The sequence below is a fragment of the Bacillus sp. CDB3 genome (genome assembly GCF_002081505.1).
GTDB lineage: Bacteria > Bacillota > Bacilli > Bacillales > Bacillaceae_G > Bacillus_A > Bacillus_A cereus_AT.
The window spans coordinates 13,925-28,535 of the sequence record NZ_ALBR01000065.1; the positions used below are offsets into that span (position 1 = coordinate 13,925).

Below are 14,611 nucleotides of genomic sequence, written 5' to 3' on the forward strand. Positions count from 1 at the left end.
CATGTGCGTAGGTTACTTCTAGGTAACTATAGAAAATTTACAAGCAAGAGGATTGAATGAAAGGAAGGGTTATTCTATACGACACGTTCAATTTATTGATGTAGATGATGATAATCATGGTGCAGAAGCATTCATTGACTTTAGGAAAGATAAAGAACTCGATTACAAAATAACGAAGGAATAGCTTATCAATATAGTTGTAGTAATGGTAAATGTGTCTTTAAAGACACATAATGTTAGAGAAACTCCCCAAACCCATCAAGATAAGATTTTGAAATACCCCACAAATGAAAATTTTATCTCTACACAGTTAGCTATGAGCATTTGATTTATTTTACATCCTTAGAATAATGTTTCCAAGATGTTGATTTTTTTAATCCTGACATACCATAGTTTTCAAATCGTTTCATCCATTCCTTTAACGATCCTACCGTGATTTTATGCTTTGAACAGATCTCTTGAAGTGTACTTTCTCCTTTCTTATAAGCAAGTAACATTTCTTTTTTTACTCCATAGAGTATGGGCTTTTGACATAGAAAAATTCCCTTTAAGATACAACAGATTTTTATTTTTTAATCTGTCTACCTTAAAGGGAGCATATCAGATTGAATTAGTTCTTTTTTGTACTTTTATGCCGATATATTTTGCTTTTCTCGCAGTTCAAATTGTTTTTCACTACGATTTGCCATAAATATATAACATAAAACTGCTCCCACTTCACATAAGACAATCACAATCCCCATAGGGAGTGCTGTATTACTACCTCCAATCCCAACTAAAGGCGCAACAAGCGCTCCAGAAATATATTGGAACAACCCAAGCAATGCTGCAGCTGTTCCAGCAGCTTGTTTTTGATTTTTCATTGCTAGAGAAAAACCTGGTGTTGATACAACCCCAACACTTGATCCAATAAGGAATAATGAACATAAAACACCAATTAATCCGATTCCTAATACAATCGTGAGAAGTAAAGAAATACCACCGACAACTGCAATACCAATACCAACTACAAATAATGTTTTCTCACGTAGCTTCCCTGCTAAACGACCGGTAATGTGGGTGGCAATAATAATACCTATACCATTAAGAGCAAAAAACACACTAAATTCTTGAGGGGATGCTCCATATATATTTTGCAGTACAAACGGTGATCCCGAGATATAAGCAAACATCGCTCCTATTACTAACCCTTGTGACAAAGCATACCCCATAAACAAACGATCTTTCAGTAATCTCTTATATGTTGATAACGTTCCTGTTAAACCACCTGTTGCTCTCTCTTCTGGAGGTAATGTCTCGGGTAAGAGAAAAATAACAGATACTAACATAAAGACACATATTGCTCCAAGAACAACGAATACACCATGCCATGATGTAACCTTTAACAATTGTCCTCCAATCATGGGCCCTAAAATCGGTGCTGCTCCGTTGACTAACATAAGCAGTGAGAAAAACTTTGTCATTTCAGAACCTGAGTACATATCGCGTACCATGGCACGCGATATAACAATACCTGCGGAACCTGAAGCCCCTTGTAAAAATCGTAAAAGAATTAAACTCCAAATAGATGGTGCTACCGCGCAAAGTAAAGAAGATACAACAAGAATAATAAGAGCAATAATTAAAGGTTTGCGCCGCCCATAAATATCACTAATAGAACCAATGAATAATTGTCCCAACGCAAGCCCGAGCAAAAAAGCTGTTAACGTAAGCTGAGTAAAAGAGGCACTCGTTTGTAAATCATCTGTTATTTTTGGTAACGAAGGCAAGTACAAATCAATGGCCAACGGTCCAATTGCTGTAAGTATCCCTAATACAAGAATTATCCATAACCTGTTTGCTTTTACAGGTTTATGTACATCGTGATTAATTTCATTCACTTTAATCATTCATCCTTTTCCATTATAAATTTTGAATCATAGCATTTTGATTTTTTTAGCAAACCCCTTTCTTTTATCACACAAGCTAAACAGTCAATTAAATTGACTACGTTTTTTATAATATAAGATGATTGAATTTAAGTCAACTTAGTTTACTGTAATTAATCTATTATAACATTTTTAATTTAATCAATTTGATTGATTTTGATTCATGTAGTACAATAAGTTTCAAATATAGTCAATTTAATTAACTTCTTTTAAGGAGGTTTTACGTATGAATCATCAAGTTTTTAGTGAATTAGATCTTACATCTCTGTTGTCATTATCTTTTAGTGCATCCATTAATGAACTACATGACAGATTGAGCGAATTAGGATTTGGCGATATAAAACCTGCACATGGTTTTATACTTAAATGTATCAGCATTGATGGAGCAACGGGTATAGAACTAGCCAAATATTTAGGAATTACAAAGCAAGCTGTGAGTAAAATGGTGGATTATCTTGAGAATAGTGGTTATGTAATGCGCCAAACTCATCGTACTAATAAAAGAGGGAAAATTATTATTTTGACTAAACGAGGTTGGTTAGTAGTCAAAGCAAAAGAGGAAATAATAGCTGAGATAGAACAGCGCTGGAGTGAAAACATCGGTGCTGAACGAATGCAAATGATCAGAGAAGATTTAACAAAATTAGTTTATGAAGCAAGAGAAGGTAAATTTTCATCGGGAGTAAGACCTGTCTGGTAAATAAAGAAGCAGCTACCTCATATGGTCAGCTGCTTCTTTATTTAGGGTTTTTGCCTTGTTCTAATCCATACTTCTTCATTAACCATACATAATTTCTTTCATATTCTCCATATACAATATATATACATTCCACCATGATTTTTATAAATCACACTGAATCTTTAGCTAAAGAACAAATCTCACCTGCCATTAAACTTATATAATCTTAACTTGATGAGCATAGGGGAACTCCCCTAACACTATTTTTCTTCATAATTCGGAATACACACAATAAATTCCGTACCATTCCCTTCCACACTCTCGACTTTTATTTCTCCTTGATGAAGGTCGAGTACTTTTTTTACGATGGCCAAACCTAAGCCACTTCCTCCATAAGTACGATTTCGTGAAGAATCCGCTTTATAAAAACGTTCAAAAATATATTGTTTCTGTTCTTCGGATATACCAATTCCCGAATCACGAATACGTACTTCCACTAATGTCTCATGTTTTTTTAACTGAATTGTAATCGTACCACCACTTGGAGTAAATTTAATGCTATTATGAATTAAATTGATCCATACTTGACTCACACTTTCTTGGTCGGCAGTAATTTGCACTTTTTCTAAATCAAGGTCTAACTCAATTTCTTTTTCAGCCCACAGCGGTTCACTATTTAATACAACTTGCTTTAACTGTTGATCTAATCGATAACTCACTCTTTCTGGTGTATACTCTTCTGATTCTAAAAGTGTTAGCTTTAATAGATTTTGACTCAGTTTAGATAATCTCGTTGTTTCAGTTTCAATAATGGTAAGATAATGCTTTCTTTTTTCCTCAGAAAGATTATTATCTTGCAGCGCTCTAGCAAACCCTTTTATAGAAGTTAATGGTGACTGTATTTCATGAGAAACATTCGATACAAATTCCTGGCGCAGTTTCTCCATTGCGTTCAGTTCATCTGTCATATCATTGATACTTTTTACGAGTACACCAATTTCTCCATCATACTTTTCTTCATTTCGTATTTTTACAGAGAAATCTCCTTTTGCAATTTTTTGTATCGGTTCAATAATAGTCCAAATCATCGCCTCTCGCTTCGGTCTCATTAAAATCCCGATTAATGTCCAAATAAGAACAATAAATACAAAGCCGACCATATCACTAATTAGAAAAGTAATAAAAGGCGATACGTTTATTTCAAGAGCTTTCAATACACTAGATGATACAAAAAATGCGATAGACCAGATTATAGTAAGAAAAGAAAAGAGCGCTATTACCGCTCCAATTACTTTCAGCATCTTCAACTTACTCATTCGTTCTCTTCTTCTCATTTACTTACCTCTAAGCGATACCCTAATCCCCTTATCGTCCTTATACTAAACTTCGATAACTCTTCTTGAAACTTTTCACGCAACCGATTAATATGAACGTCTAGCGTGCGTTCATTCCCTTCAAAATCATATCCCCATACGTCTTCTATTAATTGCTCTCTTGAACAAGTTCTTCCCGCTTTAGATCCTAATGTAAAGAGTAATTCAAATTCTTTTAACGGCAACGTCACCGTTTGTTCTCCGGCGTTAACTTCAAATGTTTTACGATTTAACAGTACATTCCCAACTTGAATAGATTGCGATACTGTAATTTGATAACGTTTCAACAATGCCTTCACTCTCACAACTAATTCTAAAGGATCAAATGGTTTTACAAGATAATCATCTGTTCCGAGGTGAAACCCTTTTATCTTTTGAGATGTTTCACCTTTAGCAGTTAACATAAGAATCGGTATATCATAGTATTTTCTTAATTCATAGCATAAATCAAACCCATCCATATTTGGCATCATAATATCAAGAATCGCCATATCAACTTTCACTTCTTCTATTCTTCGAAGAGCATCTAATCCATCAACGGCCTCATATGTTTGAAAACCTTCTCGTTCCAAAAATACAGAAACAAGTTCCCTAATGTGCGGATCATCATCTACAATTAATATTTTGGGTATCAAGGAATCATCTCCTTTCTGCTTAACATACTTTTTAGCACTCTAAAATTAACAATCAGTGAAGTGCCCCCTCACTGATTGTTTTCATTCTATAATGCTCCTTCTTTAATTTTCAATTGTTGCATTGCAAATTCACGGTACATGTCATGTGTCCGTAATAACTCATCATGTGAGCCACTTCCTGTAAGATTCCCTTTTTCAATAAAGATAATTTTATCTGCATCTACAACAGTAGAAAGTCTATGCGCAATAACTAAAGTTGTTCTACCTTTCATTAAGTTATTTAACGCCTTCTGAACAACCGATTCGGATTTACTATCAAGACTTGAAGTCGCTTCATCTAACATAAGGATTTGTGGATTTCGTAGTAACGCTCGAGCGATCGCAATTCGTTGTCTTTGCCCTCCAGAAAGCTTCACACCACGCTCTCCAACTTCTGTTGCGTAGCCGCTCGGTAAATCATGAATAAACGCATCAACATATGCCATTGCTGCCACTTTTTCAATTTCTTCATCCGTCACTTCATTCTCAACACCGTAGCAAATATTATCACGAATCGTTCCATCAATTAACGGACTATCTTGTGAAACGTAACCAATTTGACGTCGCCATGACTGTAATGAATAGGCCGTAATTGGTTCTTCTCCTAATTTTATTACACCATTAGTCGGCTCATAAAAACGTTCTAATAGCGAGAATAAAGTTGTTTTCCCACTACCACTTGGTCCTACAATCGCTGTTACTTTTCCAGATTCAATCGTGAAATCGATATTTTTCAATACTTTCTCATCTTCGTTATACTCAAAATTCACATTTTCAATAACGATCGACTGCTTTGCATTTGTAACTTTCACACCAGTTTCATGGTCTTCTACTTCATATTCTAAAATCGTATTAATTCTTTCAGTTGCACCAATTGCCTTTTGGAATTGTGTGAAAAACATAGATAATTGACTCATTGGCATTATAATTTGAACTAAATATAAAATAAACGCTACAAGTTCCCCTGTTGTTAATGCGCCACTAGAAACTCGCATTCCACCATACCCTACGATAATAACAAGCAACGCCATTAAAACAAACGACATAACTGGTGAAATTAACGCTTGCACTTTTCCTTCTTTCAAACCAAATTGCAATAACTTTTGGATACCTGTATTACCTGTTTCATATTCTCTTTTTTCCGTATTTGAAGATTTCACTAAACGAATTTCTGATAACACCTGTGTTAACACACTTGTAAAAGAAGCTGTTTCATCTTGAAGTGCTTTTGAAATCTTATACATTTTCCGTCCAAGTGGCACTAAAATCAGTACAGATAATGGAATAACCGTTAAAAGTAATGCTGTCATTTTCCAATCTAAAACAAATAATACAATTAACGATCCAATAATTGAGATACCGCCTGTTAATAAGTTTGACAAATGCTCAGAAATTAATGTTTTAACAACACCTGTATCATTTGTCATACGACTAATTGTATCTCCAGTTCTATTTTGATCATAATAAGACACTGGTAAAATAAGTACCTTTTTCCACAATCGTTCTCTAAGTCCAGCTACAATTTTTTGTCCAATATAATTCAGTAAATAAATTGACAATCCTGCAGCAATTGTTTGCATAATAAAGAATGCGACTAACCCAACAATTTGTCCTGTACTAATTGAAGAAAGCGAAAAATTATCAACTAATCCTTTTGTTAACATCGGAATAAACAAACTCGCTCCAGTAGAAAGTAAACTCATTAATAATGCAAAAATAAGAATACCTTTCGGTGGATTTGTATCTTGAATAAGACGTAAAAACTGCCTCCAATTTCCTTTTTTCTTTTCTGTATTCCCAACTTCCATTGTCGTTCATCTCCTCGTTTTCAACAAAACTATGATTTCTAAAAATAGAATACGATATAAATGTAAACTGAATGTAAACACACTTTTTCTATTTTCACAAAATATACATATAAACTCATCTTTACAACAGATATAAACATCTGATATTATTACCTGGTACTTAATATTATTCTATGCAAATGCTAGACTAGGCATAGAATATATATAACGGATTTTCTTAATTAGCCAATTTAAAATACTAAATAAATCTCCAGTTACTGAAAGGAGTATCCTTTTTGCAAACAAATAAACATTCTGAAAAGGAAACAATTATTTTTATTCATGGATTAGTTGGAAATCGCCGTGCCTTCAAAAAAGAGCATAAACGATTTTCTGCATACTACAACATTATAACTTATGACTTATTAGGTCACGGAGATGATAAAGGAGAAGCTATCGACTTTTCAATACAGCGCCTCGTAGATCAATTGTTGAACTTGTATGAAAAAGAGGGTATTAAAAAAGCTCATATTTGCGCTCTAAGCTACGGCTGTTATATCTCTACGACATTTGCGCAAATGCATCCTGAAAAAGTATTAAGCATTTGTCATATTGGTGGACATTATAATAATCCTTCCCGTTTATATAGTGTTTTTCAGAGATTTTGGGAAAAACGCGGGGATGAATATTCAGCTTGGCTTTCTCAGTATGCAAATACTATTTTCCCAAGCGGGATATTAAAGGCTAATCCATTCGCTGTAATTTCAAGAAATATTTATTACCGTTTCGGATTACAATTACACTCTTCCATTATTGCTGAGTCATTACGACATCGCTTAGAATTCGACTTGAAATCTAAATTAAAAGCACTTCCCCATCCTATATTATGGGTGATGGGAGAACATGATCATCTCTATAAATCTTGTCTCTTTGATTTAAAGTCCATTCTTCCGAACGTTTTATATAAAGAGATCCCATTAGCTGGACATGCAGCAAACTTATTTCGTCCCAACTACTTTCATGATTTGTATGCTAAATTTTTACATGGGAAATTAAAATAAATGCTTCTATATTTGTAATCTATCCAAATATGAAAAAGGCTTCCCAAGTTTCCCTGGAAAGCCTTTTCTCTATACAAAAAGTATAAAAAATACTTTTTCTTAGTATGCTTTTGTGTAACCTAATAGGTGCTTACTCCAGTAAGAGTTGCTTACAGAGCTAATGCGTACGCCAGTTGCGTCAGTTTCTGCACTGATGAACTGTCCATTACCTAAGTAAACGCCCATGTGAGAAGGACCTGATTTATAAGTATTTTGGAAGTATACTAAATCACCTGGTTGTGGACTGTTAGTCTTTGTTTTAGAGCTCCAGTATCCAGCAACTGTTTGACGAGCGCCTGAATGACCAGTTTGATTTAATACGTAGTGAATGAATCCACTGCAGTCAAAACCAGCAGGTGTTGTACCAGCAGTTCTGTATGGTGAACCATTTAAAGATCTAGCGAATCCAGCGATTGAAGATGTATCTCCACCTGTTGTTGGTTGTTGAACTTCTTTAACTGGTTGTTGAACATCTTTAACTGGTTGTTGAACGTTATTAGTAACGTTGTTCACTCCGCCTTTTACAAACTTAACAAAGTCTGCACTTACGTAACCAGTGCGGCCATTATGGTTAATTTTATACCAACCATTTTCAGCGCCAGTAACGTTTAATACTGTACCATTTGTTACCCCACCAATTACAGGGTTATATGTAGCTGGACCTGTACGTACTTTTAAAGCACCTGTGTTAACAACATATGATCCACCAGTTTGAACTGTAGTAGTATTGTTGTTTGTAGTTGGTTGCTGAGTTTGGTTAGATACAGCTGAACCACCTTTTGTTACGAAGTCTTTGCTTACGTATCCAGTTCCACCATTGAAGTTAATTTTAAACCAATCTTGAACTTCACCTACAACTTGAACTGTTTTTCCTTTATTTACAGAACCTAAAACAGTATGAGATGTACTTGGGCCTGTACGTACGTTTAATGAAGAAACGTTTACTGTGTAAGTACCTGTTCCTTGCTGAACAGTAGTAGTAGTTCCTTTATTGCCACCAGTTGTTACGAAGTCCCCACTTACATAACCTGTTTGACCGTTTACACTAACTTTGAACCAACCGTTTTCTTGTCCAATTACTTGAAGTACTTGACCTGATTTCACTTTAGAAATAACGTTATGTCCTGTACCAGCACCTGAACGTACATTTAATACATCAGCTGTTACCGTGTATTTTAATTCAGAAGTTGTTTCTACCGTTTTTGTTTCAGTTACAGTCGTTTGAGTTTGAGTTTGTCCATTAATTTCTTTTAGCGCATCATTTGAAACTTGTGCATGAGCAGAATCCATTCCAGGAACTGCTACGCCTGCTACAGACGCTGCTGCTAAACCTGCGATTACTTTTTTCATAAGTTGTCTTTACTTCCTTTCCCTACTATCCTCTTAAGAAAAAACTATAAACTTAATACTTTACAATATTATCAAAGTAAAATATTCATCCAGTTCCATTTTTTAGCAAGAGTTTTATTTTTCACACGTCGTTTATTTTAAACGATTGAAGTGAATTCCGTGTGAACTTCATGTGAACTTTACCATTAAACAGTGTGTTTTTGCAACGATTTTTTCAAATTTCTTATGTATTACATCAAAATTTAAAATTTTATACGTTATTTCAATATAGATTTTACACTTTCTATCTAATATTGAAATTCCATTAATCTAATACATAAACACAATATATTTTTCTAGAAAGTTCTTGTTCATGAGGCACACTCTTATCATGACAAAAAAACCCTTATTTATCAATAGTATAATATATTAAGAAAATGAATTCTCAATACTATGTATGATTTTAAACAAAGTGATGATTTGTAAGATTTCACACACGAAAATTCCATCCGACTTGAGAGCATTCCCCTTCCAAAAACACAATTGATTATTTTTCCTCTTCTAAATATGGAATTATTAGGGTTTTATTGATAGAATATGTATAATCACATACAAAGAGGGGTTGCATTTGTGGAAAAAATAATAGACGATCACATAACTAATAATATCGAAATTTACTATATACTTACTCACTTATTATCATTTGCAACATTTAAAAAGGTACACACTATTGAAACAAAGAAAAATGAATTAAAAGAACAGATGAAAACAATTCAGCATACAAACTCCTACCATGTATAAAAAGGTGAACAGATTATATCTCTGTTCACCTTTTTATTTTATTTGTAAATTTTCACACGAGTTTCTAATGACTGATATTCTTTATCTCCTGCCGAAACTACCGGTTTACCAAATGGCATTTGCGCAGTTAACTTCCAGTTTTTAGGTACATCCCATTCTTTTTTTACTTCTTCATCAATCAACGGATTATAATGCTGCAACGTAGCACCAAAACCTTCAATCTCTAACGCTGTCCAAATCGCAAATTGCAACATTCCAGAAGATTGCTGAGACCATGTAGGAAAATTATCTTTGTATAGTGCAAAGTTCTCTTGCAAACTTTCTACTACTTTACTATCTTCAAAATACAAAACTGTCCCATAGCCACTTTTAAATGCATTCATTTTCTCTTCCGTAGGTGCAAAATTATTTTCGGGTACAATTTTTCGTAACGTTTCTTTCGTAACATCCCATAATTTGTCGTGTTGTTCACCTAGTAATACAACAACTCTTGCACTTTGGGAATTAAAAGCCGAAGGTGTATGTTTCACAGCATGATAAATCACTTCTTGAATTCTTTCATCAGAAACTACTTGCTCTTTACTAATCGCGTAAATAGATCTTCTGTCTTCAATTGCTGAGTAAAAATCTTTTGCCATCACAATTCCCTCCAATTTTTATTTGAGGCAGTATCGTATGTATGAAGCATATAATGCCTCCTAAACTTATTAATAATAAGTTCTTAACTTAATAATATCAACAAACAAAATCAAACTCAAATGATATCACTTAAGTTTTTACTCCCAATACGTCAAAGAATAAAAAAACAGTCTATTGGCACCAACATCAAGGTTCAATAAACTGTCTGCTTTATTTTTATAACAATCTAATTTACTTATTTCTTCACCTAATTAAGCAATTGAAATGCATAGGACATTAATTTATTTGTTTCTGTAAAACGTTTTGTTTTACCCTTCGTCCCCATAACAACTGTAATGATGCGATTATCGCCTTGTTTTGCAGTACCTGTAAAACAATACCCTGCGCTATCTGTAAATCCTGTTTTTAATCCGTCTATTCCTTCTATATATAAAGCTTTATTATTTTTGTTTAACATCTCATTTGTGTTTGTAACATTAATATTATTAAATGCTAACTGACTTTGACGTAAGTGAGTCACTTCTAATATCTCTGGATAGTCTTTTATAAGATGATACGCTAATTTCGCTACGTCAGCTGCTGTCATTTTTGTTTCACTTCCGTCGGGCTCCTGTAATCCGGAAGCATTCGCGAATTTAGCTTTATCTGACATTTCTAACTGCTGGGCTTTTTCATTCATAAGTTGAACAAAGTTTTTCTCTGTCTTAGCTACATGTTCTGCTAAAGCGACAGCCGAATTATTAGCCGACTCAATCATTAACGCATGATATAAGTCCTTAACAGTTAATGTATCATTTACTTGCATTGGGATTTTTGCACCCTCTGTTTGTGCCGATTTCGCACTTATTTTCACTGGATCTTCCCAGCGGACTTTCCCATTATGTATACTCTCTAAAACGAGATATGCTGTCATCATTTTTGACATACTAGCAGGGGCAACAGCTTCATTTTCATTATTTTGATAAATAACTTCTCCATTACTCGCATCGATAATAATAGCTGCTTTTACATCAATTTCTGGTGGTATATATTTTGGTGGAACTACTTTTTCAGATAGCCCTGTTTTAGGTAGCTCTGCCACTTGTAAAGGCTGAATATCTACATTTGTTTCACTCTTTTGAACTCCTTGGAAAAAGAACCAACATATACCTAGAATTACTACTAATAGGATTGTTAATCTTCCCCATTTTAACCGCTTCATTCTAAAACTCCTTTAGCAAACCTTTTATACACTCATGTTTAACCATAACAACAATTACTTTATATCGTCAAGGTAAAAGGCATATTTATTCATCTACAGCAATTATAATTTCAACCTCTTTCTCTTTTTCATATGTGTTAAACTAAAAATAACGAAATATAAGAATATTCAATAAAATATAAGCGCAAAAATACTATAATAGAAAGGATTTATACAAATGATACTTCCAAAAGCATTAAAATATGGCGATACAATTGGCATCTACTCTCCCTCTTCACCAGTAGCCCATACTTCTCCAAAGAGATTTGAGCGAGCAAAATTATACTTACAAAAAAAAGGATTTCATATATTAGAAGGTTCACTAACAGGTCAATATGATTACTATCGTTCAGGGAGCATTAAAGATCGCGCTGAGGAACTAAATGAATTAATTAGAAACCCTAACGTTTCTTGTATCATGTCGACAATTGGGGGAATGAATTCAAATTCATTATTACCTTATATTGATTATGCTTCTTTTCAAAAAAACTCTAAAATAATGATTGGCTATTCAGACGCAACAGCATTATTACTAGGAATTTATGCAAAAACAGGAATTCCTACATTTTATGGTCCAGCACTCGTTCCTTCTTTTGGTGAATTTGAGCCTTTCGTAGATTGCACATACAAATATTTTGCGGATACTTTATTAACTGATCAACACCTTCCTTACAACATAAACCAGCCGTTATTTTGGTCAGATGAATTGATTAATTGGGAAGAAAAAACGAAAGAAAAAGATCTTCGACCGAACAATTGGATTTCAGTAATAGGTGGAAAAGCTACTGGACGTATTATTGGTGGGAATTTAAACACTTTACAAGGTATTTGGGGCAGCCCTTATATGCCAAACATTCAAGAAGGTGATATTCTCTTTATTGAAGATAGCTCAAAAGATGCAGCTACTATCGAAAGAAGTTTTTCATTACTTAAAATTAACGGCGTTTTTGATAAAGTTTCAGGTATCATCCTTGGAAAACATGAGCAATTTGATGATTGTGGTACAAATAGAAAACCTTACGAAATATTATTAGAAGTATTACAAAATCAAAAACTTCCTTTTCTAGCCGATTTTGACTGTTGTCATACTCATCCCATGATTACTTTGCCAATAGGTATTCAAGTAGAGATGGATGCAACAAATAAAACGATACAAATTATAGAACAGTGGAAAATCTAACTCTACTACCTCTATTTCAGCTCTAAAGCTACATATTGCCTTCTATTGTTTTACATTAGAAGACATGATACTATATATTTTGGAATGTGAAGAAATAAACAAAAATCATTTCAATATGCCTTATATATAATAAGAAGCTATTGATTATATACATCGAGTTTACATACGTGTATATAAAGTAAAAGAGAGTGAATATATGAAACCAACTATTAAAAACTATGTATTTTTACATGTGGCCTTCTTGATATATTCTATCATTATGGTCTACATGAAATGGGCAGCTCAATTCCCTATTGCATCAATTTCATTTTTTATTGCTTACTTCGGACTTGTTGTACTTTTATTCGGATACGCAATTCTATGGCAACAAGTCATTAAGAATTTTGAAATTTCTAGAGCATATTCACACCGTGGAATTATAATACTATGGTCAATGCTTTGGTCAGTATTCCTATTTGGAGATACGATACAGTGGAATCACATACTTGGCGCAGCTATTATTATCGTCGGAATTGTGGTGGTGACAAAAGATGAATAGTTATATGTTATTATTGATATTCGGGATAATTTTAGCCAATTACTCACAAATATTATTAAAAAAGGCTACTTTACAACAATACGATTCTAAAATAAAAGAATATGTGAATCCTTATGTTATCATCGGCTACTTTTTATTTGTAATTAATGCCGGATTAAATGTGATCGCCTTAAAGGGCTTGGCATTAAAGCAAGCATCTGCATTAGAATCATTAAGTTATATTATCATTTTAATTTTTAGTTGGTACTTCCTAGGAGAGAAAATAACGAAACGAAAAATCATTGGCAACATTATTATTGTCATTGGTGTAATCATCTATTGTATACAATAATAAAAGATCCGTTTATGATAACGGATCTTTTTATTATTGCCCTAAATTTTGAACCTTATCTTTCAAATCCTGAACTTGTTCTATCGTCTGCATAAGCTCAGAGTTTTTAAACTGCTCTACATTCATCTTCCCTTCCTCTATCTTTTGCATAGAGGTATCAATTAATGTATTTAACTTTTCATTATACCCGACGATTTGCTGGTGAAGATCCTTCGCTACATCCGGTGGTGTTAATTCATTAAAAGCTGGTATATCTTGTTTAATTTCAGTAAGTTTCGTTTCTAGTTCTTTTCGAGCTTCTTTATCATTAACAGCCTTTTCAGCTAATGCTGGCGCTTCATTTGCAAATGCACTTATTTCATTTACATAGTCTGTCGCTTTTTGAGCATAGTCTATAGAGTTCTTCCCTTCCTCTACTAACGAACATCCCATCAAACCAATTGAAACTACAATTGAAAGTAACAGTGTTTTTGTAAACTTCATTTTGACCTCCCAAATATTTTCCATACTTTTATTCATTTATAAACACTTTGTTTTCTTCTTATACACCTTATCACATCATATCTTATTTTTTAATCTTCCTTTTATATATTCTAGAAAAATCATTATTTTCCTGTTCAACATGCACCTCGAAACTATCTTCATTTAAATATAAAAACAGACATACTTATTTTAAGTACGTCTGTTTTCAAGGTCAGTATGACTCCCACTAATTAAAGTTTCTCTTTATCCTCTCACATGCCCTATTACTGTTACAATATCTATGTCTATATGTACACTAATAATATCTTCTATAATGTCCGTATATCCTTGGCCTAAAGGTGTTCCGTAATGTAATAAAATCTCTTTTTTTTCATAAACCGACTTCGGTACTGTAAAAATAAATTTCCTCATATTCCGCTCATCAGCAGGCTCCAGAATTAAAACAATGCCATCCTCTTCAAACATATAATCACGCCTTCCAACAATCCATTCACTATGGCTCAAGTATTGCCTTGAAAGGATAGGTTTT

15 protein-coding genes and 1 pseudogene are annotated in these 14,611 nt (G+C 33.6%); 6 read left to right on the plus strand and 10 right to left on the minus strand.

Features of this window, described 5'->3' with window-relative positions:
- Nucleotides 1-34: 34 nt before the first annotated feature.
- Nucleotides 35-234 (plus strand): annotated as a pseudogene (locus CDB3_RS14690) (DUF3139 domain-containing protein); the annotation flags it as partial.
- 95 nt (nucleotides 235-329) lie between these two features.
- Here the strand turns inward: CDB3_RS14690 and CDB3_RS14695 are convergent.
- Complete coding sequence (locus CDB3_RS14695) at nucleotides 330-497, minus strand: helix-turn-helix domain-containing protein (protein ID WP_128854999.1); 168 nt, start codon at nucleotides 495-497, stop codon at nucleotides 330-332.
- A 132-nt stretch (nucleotides 498-629) separates the two neighbouring features.
- The gene (locus CDB3_RS14700) at nucleotides 630-1,889 is read right to left on the minus strand and encodes a multidrug effflux MFS transporter (RefSeq protein WP_128855000.1); all 1,260 of its coding nucleotides are present in this window, start codon (nucleotides 1,887-1,889) and stop codon (nucleotides 630-632) included.
- 265 nt (nucleotides 1,890-2,154) lie between these two features.
- Here CDB3_RS14700 and CDB3_RS14705 point away from each other — a divergent pair, with 265 nt between their 5' ends.
- Nucleotides 2,155-2,628: a MarR family winged helix-turn-helix transcriptional regulator gene (locus CDB3_RS14705; RefSeq protein ID WP_128855001.1), complete on the plus strand. Its 474-nt coding sequence runs from the start codon at nucleotides 2,155-2,157 to the stop codon at nucleotides 2,626-2,628.
- Nucleotides 2,629-2,867: 239 nt separating this feature from the next.
- Here the strand turns inward: CDB3_RS14705 and hitS are convergent, their stop codons facing one another.
- The 3 genes from hitS to CDB3_RS14720 all read right to left on the minus strand — a co-directional run bounded on the left by hitS (nucleotide 2,868) and on the right by CDB3_RS14720 (nucleotide 6,462).
- Complete coding sequence (hitS, locus tag CDB3_RS14710; RefSeq protein WP_128855002.1) at nucleotides 2,868-3,941, minus strand: envelope stress sensor histidine kinase HitS; 1,074 nt, start codon at nucleotides 3,939-3,941, stop codon at nucleotides 2,868-2,870.
- Complete coding sequence (gene hitR / locus CDB3_RS14715; protein WP_097832467.1) at nucleotides 3,938-4,615, minus strand: envelope stress response regulator transcription factor HitR; 678 nt, start codon at nucleotides 4,613-4,615, stop codon at nucleotides 3,938-3,940. Before hitR ends, hitS begins: the two co-directional genes overlap by 4 nt.
- Before the next feature lie 86 nt (nucleotides 4,616-4,701).
- Entirely contained in the window at nucleotides 4,702-6,462 is a 1,761-nt protein-coding gene (locus tag CDB3_RS14720) for an ABC transporter ATP-binding protein (RefSeq protein WP_128855003.1), read from the minus strand.
- A 275-nt stretch (nucleotides 6,463-6,737) separates the two neighbouring features.
- Between CDB3_RS14720 and CDB3_RS14725 the strand changes: the two genes are divergently transcribed.
- Nucleotides 6,738-7,502 (plus strand): alpha/beta fold hydrolase, encoded by a 765-nt coding sequence (locus CDB3_RS14725; RefSeq protein ID WP_128855004.1) that lies wholly within the window; start codon nucleotides 6,738-6,740, stop codon nucleotides 7,500-7,502.
- A 99-nt stretch (nucleotides 7,503-7,601) separates the two neighbouring features.
- On the opposite strand, the gene entFM is transcribed toward CDB3_RS14725, so the two are convergent.
- The 3 genes from entFM to CDB3_RS14745 all read right to left on the minus strand — a co-directional run bounded on the left by entFM (nucleotide 7,602) and on the right by CDB3_RS14745 (nucleotide 11,511).
- On the minus strand, nucleotides 7,602-8,891 hold the full coding sequence (entFM, locus tag CDB3_RS14730) for an enterotoxin EntFM (protein WP_128855005.1): 1,290 nt from the start codon (nucleotides 8,889-8,891) through the stop codon (nucleotides 7,602-7,604).
- An 818-nt stretch (nucleotides 8,892-9,709) separates the two neighbouring features.
- Nucleotides 9,710-10,309: a nitroreductase family protein gene (locus CDB3_RS14740; RefSeq protein ID WP_128855007.1), complete on the minus strand. Its 600-nt coding sequence runs from the start codon at nucleotides 10,307-10,309 to the stop codon at nucleotides 9,710-9,712.
- A 248-nt stretch (nucleotides 10,310-10,557) separates the two neighbouring features.
- A complete protein-coding gene (locus CDB3_RS14745; protein ID WP_128855008.1) occupies nucleotides 10,558-11,511 on the minus strand; it encodes a D-alanyl-D-alanine carboxypeptidase family protein in 954 nt (317 codons plus the stop codon).
- A 217-nt stretch (nucleotides 11,512-11,728) separates the two neighbouring features.
- Here CDB3_RS14745 and CDB3_RS14750 point away from each other — a divergent pair, with 217 nt between their 5' ends.
- From CDB3_RS14750 to CDB3_RS14760, 3 genes are all read left to right on the plus strand, one after another.
- On the plus strand, nucleotides 11,729-12,730 hold the full coding sequence (locus tag CDB3_RS14750; RefSeq protein ID WP_128855009.1) for a S66 family peptidase: 1,002 nt from the start codon (nucleotides 11,729-11,731) through the stop codon (nucleotides 12,728-12,730).
- Between the two features lie 196 nt (nucleotides 12,731-12,926).
- Nucleotides 12,927-13,268: an EamA family transporter gene (locus tag CDB3_RS14755; protein ID WP_070141862.1), complete on the plus strand. Its 342-nt coding sequence runs from the start codon at nucleotides 12,927-12,929 to the stop codon at nucleotides 13,266-13,268.
- Nucleotides 13,261-13,599 (plus strand): EamA family transporter, encoded by a 339-nt coding sequence (locus tag CDB3_RS14760; protein WP_097832475.1) that lies wholly within the window; start codon nucleotides 13,261-13,263, stop codon nucleotides 13,597-13,599. Before CDB3_RS14755 ends, CDB3_RS14760 begins: the two co-directional genes overlap by 8 nt.
- Nucleotides 13,600-13,632: 33 nt before the next feature.
- Here the strand turns inward: CDB3_RS14760 and CDB3_RS14765 are convergent, their stop codons facing one another.
- Both CDB3_RS14765 and CDB3_RS14770 read right to left on the minus strand, forming a co-directional pair.
- Nucleotides 13,633-14,082 (minus strand): DUF6376 family protein, encoded by a 450-nt coding sequence (locus CDB3_RS14765; protein ID WP_128855010.1) that lies wholly within the window; start codon nucleotides 14,080-14,082, stop codon nucleotides 13,633-13,635.
- A gap of 243 nt (nucleotides 14,083-14,325) precedes the next feature.
- Nucleotides 14,326-14,547 (minus strand): hypothetical protein, encoded by a 222-nt coding sequence (locus tag CDB3_RS14770; RefSeq protein WP_033718184.1) that lies wholly within the window; start codon nucleotides 14,545-14,547, stop codon nucleotides 14,326-14,328.
- Between the last annotated feature and the right edge of the window lie 64 nt (nucleotides 14,548-14,611).

Excerpts from the sequence above, each read along its gene's own strand:
- entFM (WP_128855005.1), bottom strand. The coding sequence starts at position 8,891 with ATGAAAAAAGTAATCGCAGGTTTAGCAGCAGCGTCTGTAGCAGGCGTA.
- CDB3_RS14760 (WP_097832475.1), top strand. The coding sequence starts at position 13,261 with ATGAATAGTTATATGTTATTATTGATATTCGGGATAATTTTAGCCAAT.
- CDB3_RS14700 (WP_128855000.1), bottom strand. The coding sequence starts at position 1,889 with ATGATTAAAGTGAATGAAATTAATCACGATGTACATAAACCTGTAAAA.
- CDB3_RS14720 (WP_128855003.1), bottom strand. The coding sequence starts at position 6,462 with ATGGAAGTTGGGAATACAGAAAAGAAAAAAGGAAATTGGAGGCAGTTT.
- CDB3_RS14705 (WP_128855001.1), top strand. The coding sequence starts at position 2,155 with ATGAATCATCAAGTTTTTAGTGAATTAGATCTTACATCTCTGTTGTCA.
- CDB3_RS14740 (WP_128855007.1), bottom strand. The coding sequence starts at position 10,309 with ATGGCAAAAGATTTTTACTCAGCAATTGAAGACAGAAGATCTATTTAC.
- CDB3_RS14755 (WP_070141862.1), top strand. The coding sequence starts at position 12,927 with ATGAAACCAACTATTAAAAACTATGTATTTTTACATGTGGCCTTCTTG.
- CDB3_RS14770 (WP_033718184.1), bottom strand. The coding sequence starts at position 14,547 with ATGTTTGAAGAGGATGGCATTGTTTTAATTCTGGAGCCTGCTGATGAG.
- CDB3_RS14745 (WP_128855008.1), bottom strand. The coding sequence starts at position 11,511 with ATGAAGCGGTTAAAATGGGGAAGATTAACAATCCTATTAGTAGTAATT.
- CDB3_RS14695 (WP_128854999.1), bottom strand. The coding sequence starts at position 497 with ATGTTACTTGCTTATAAGAAAGGAGAAAGTACACTTCAAGAGATCTGT.
- hitS (WP_128855002.1), bottom strand. The coding sequence starts at position 3,941 with ATGAGAAGAAGAGAACGAATGAGTAAGTTGAAGATGCTGAAAGTAATT.
- CDB3_RS14750 (WP_128855009.1), top strand. The coding sequence starts at position 11,729 with ATGATACTTCCAAAAGCATTAAAATATGGCGATACAATTGGCATCTAC.
- CDB3_RS14765 (WP_128855010.1), bottom strand. The coding sequence starts at position 14,082 with ATGAAGTTTACAAAAACACTGTTACTTTCAATTGTAGTTTCAATTGGT.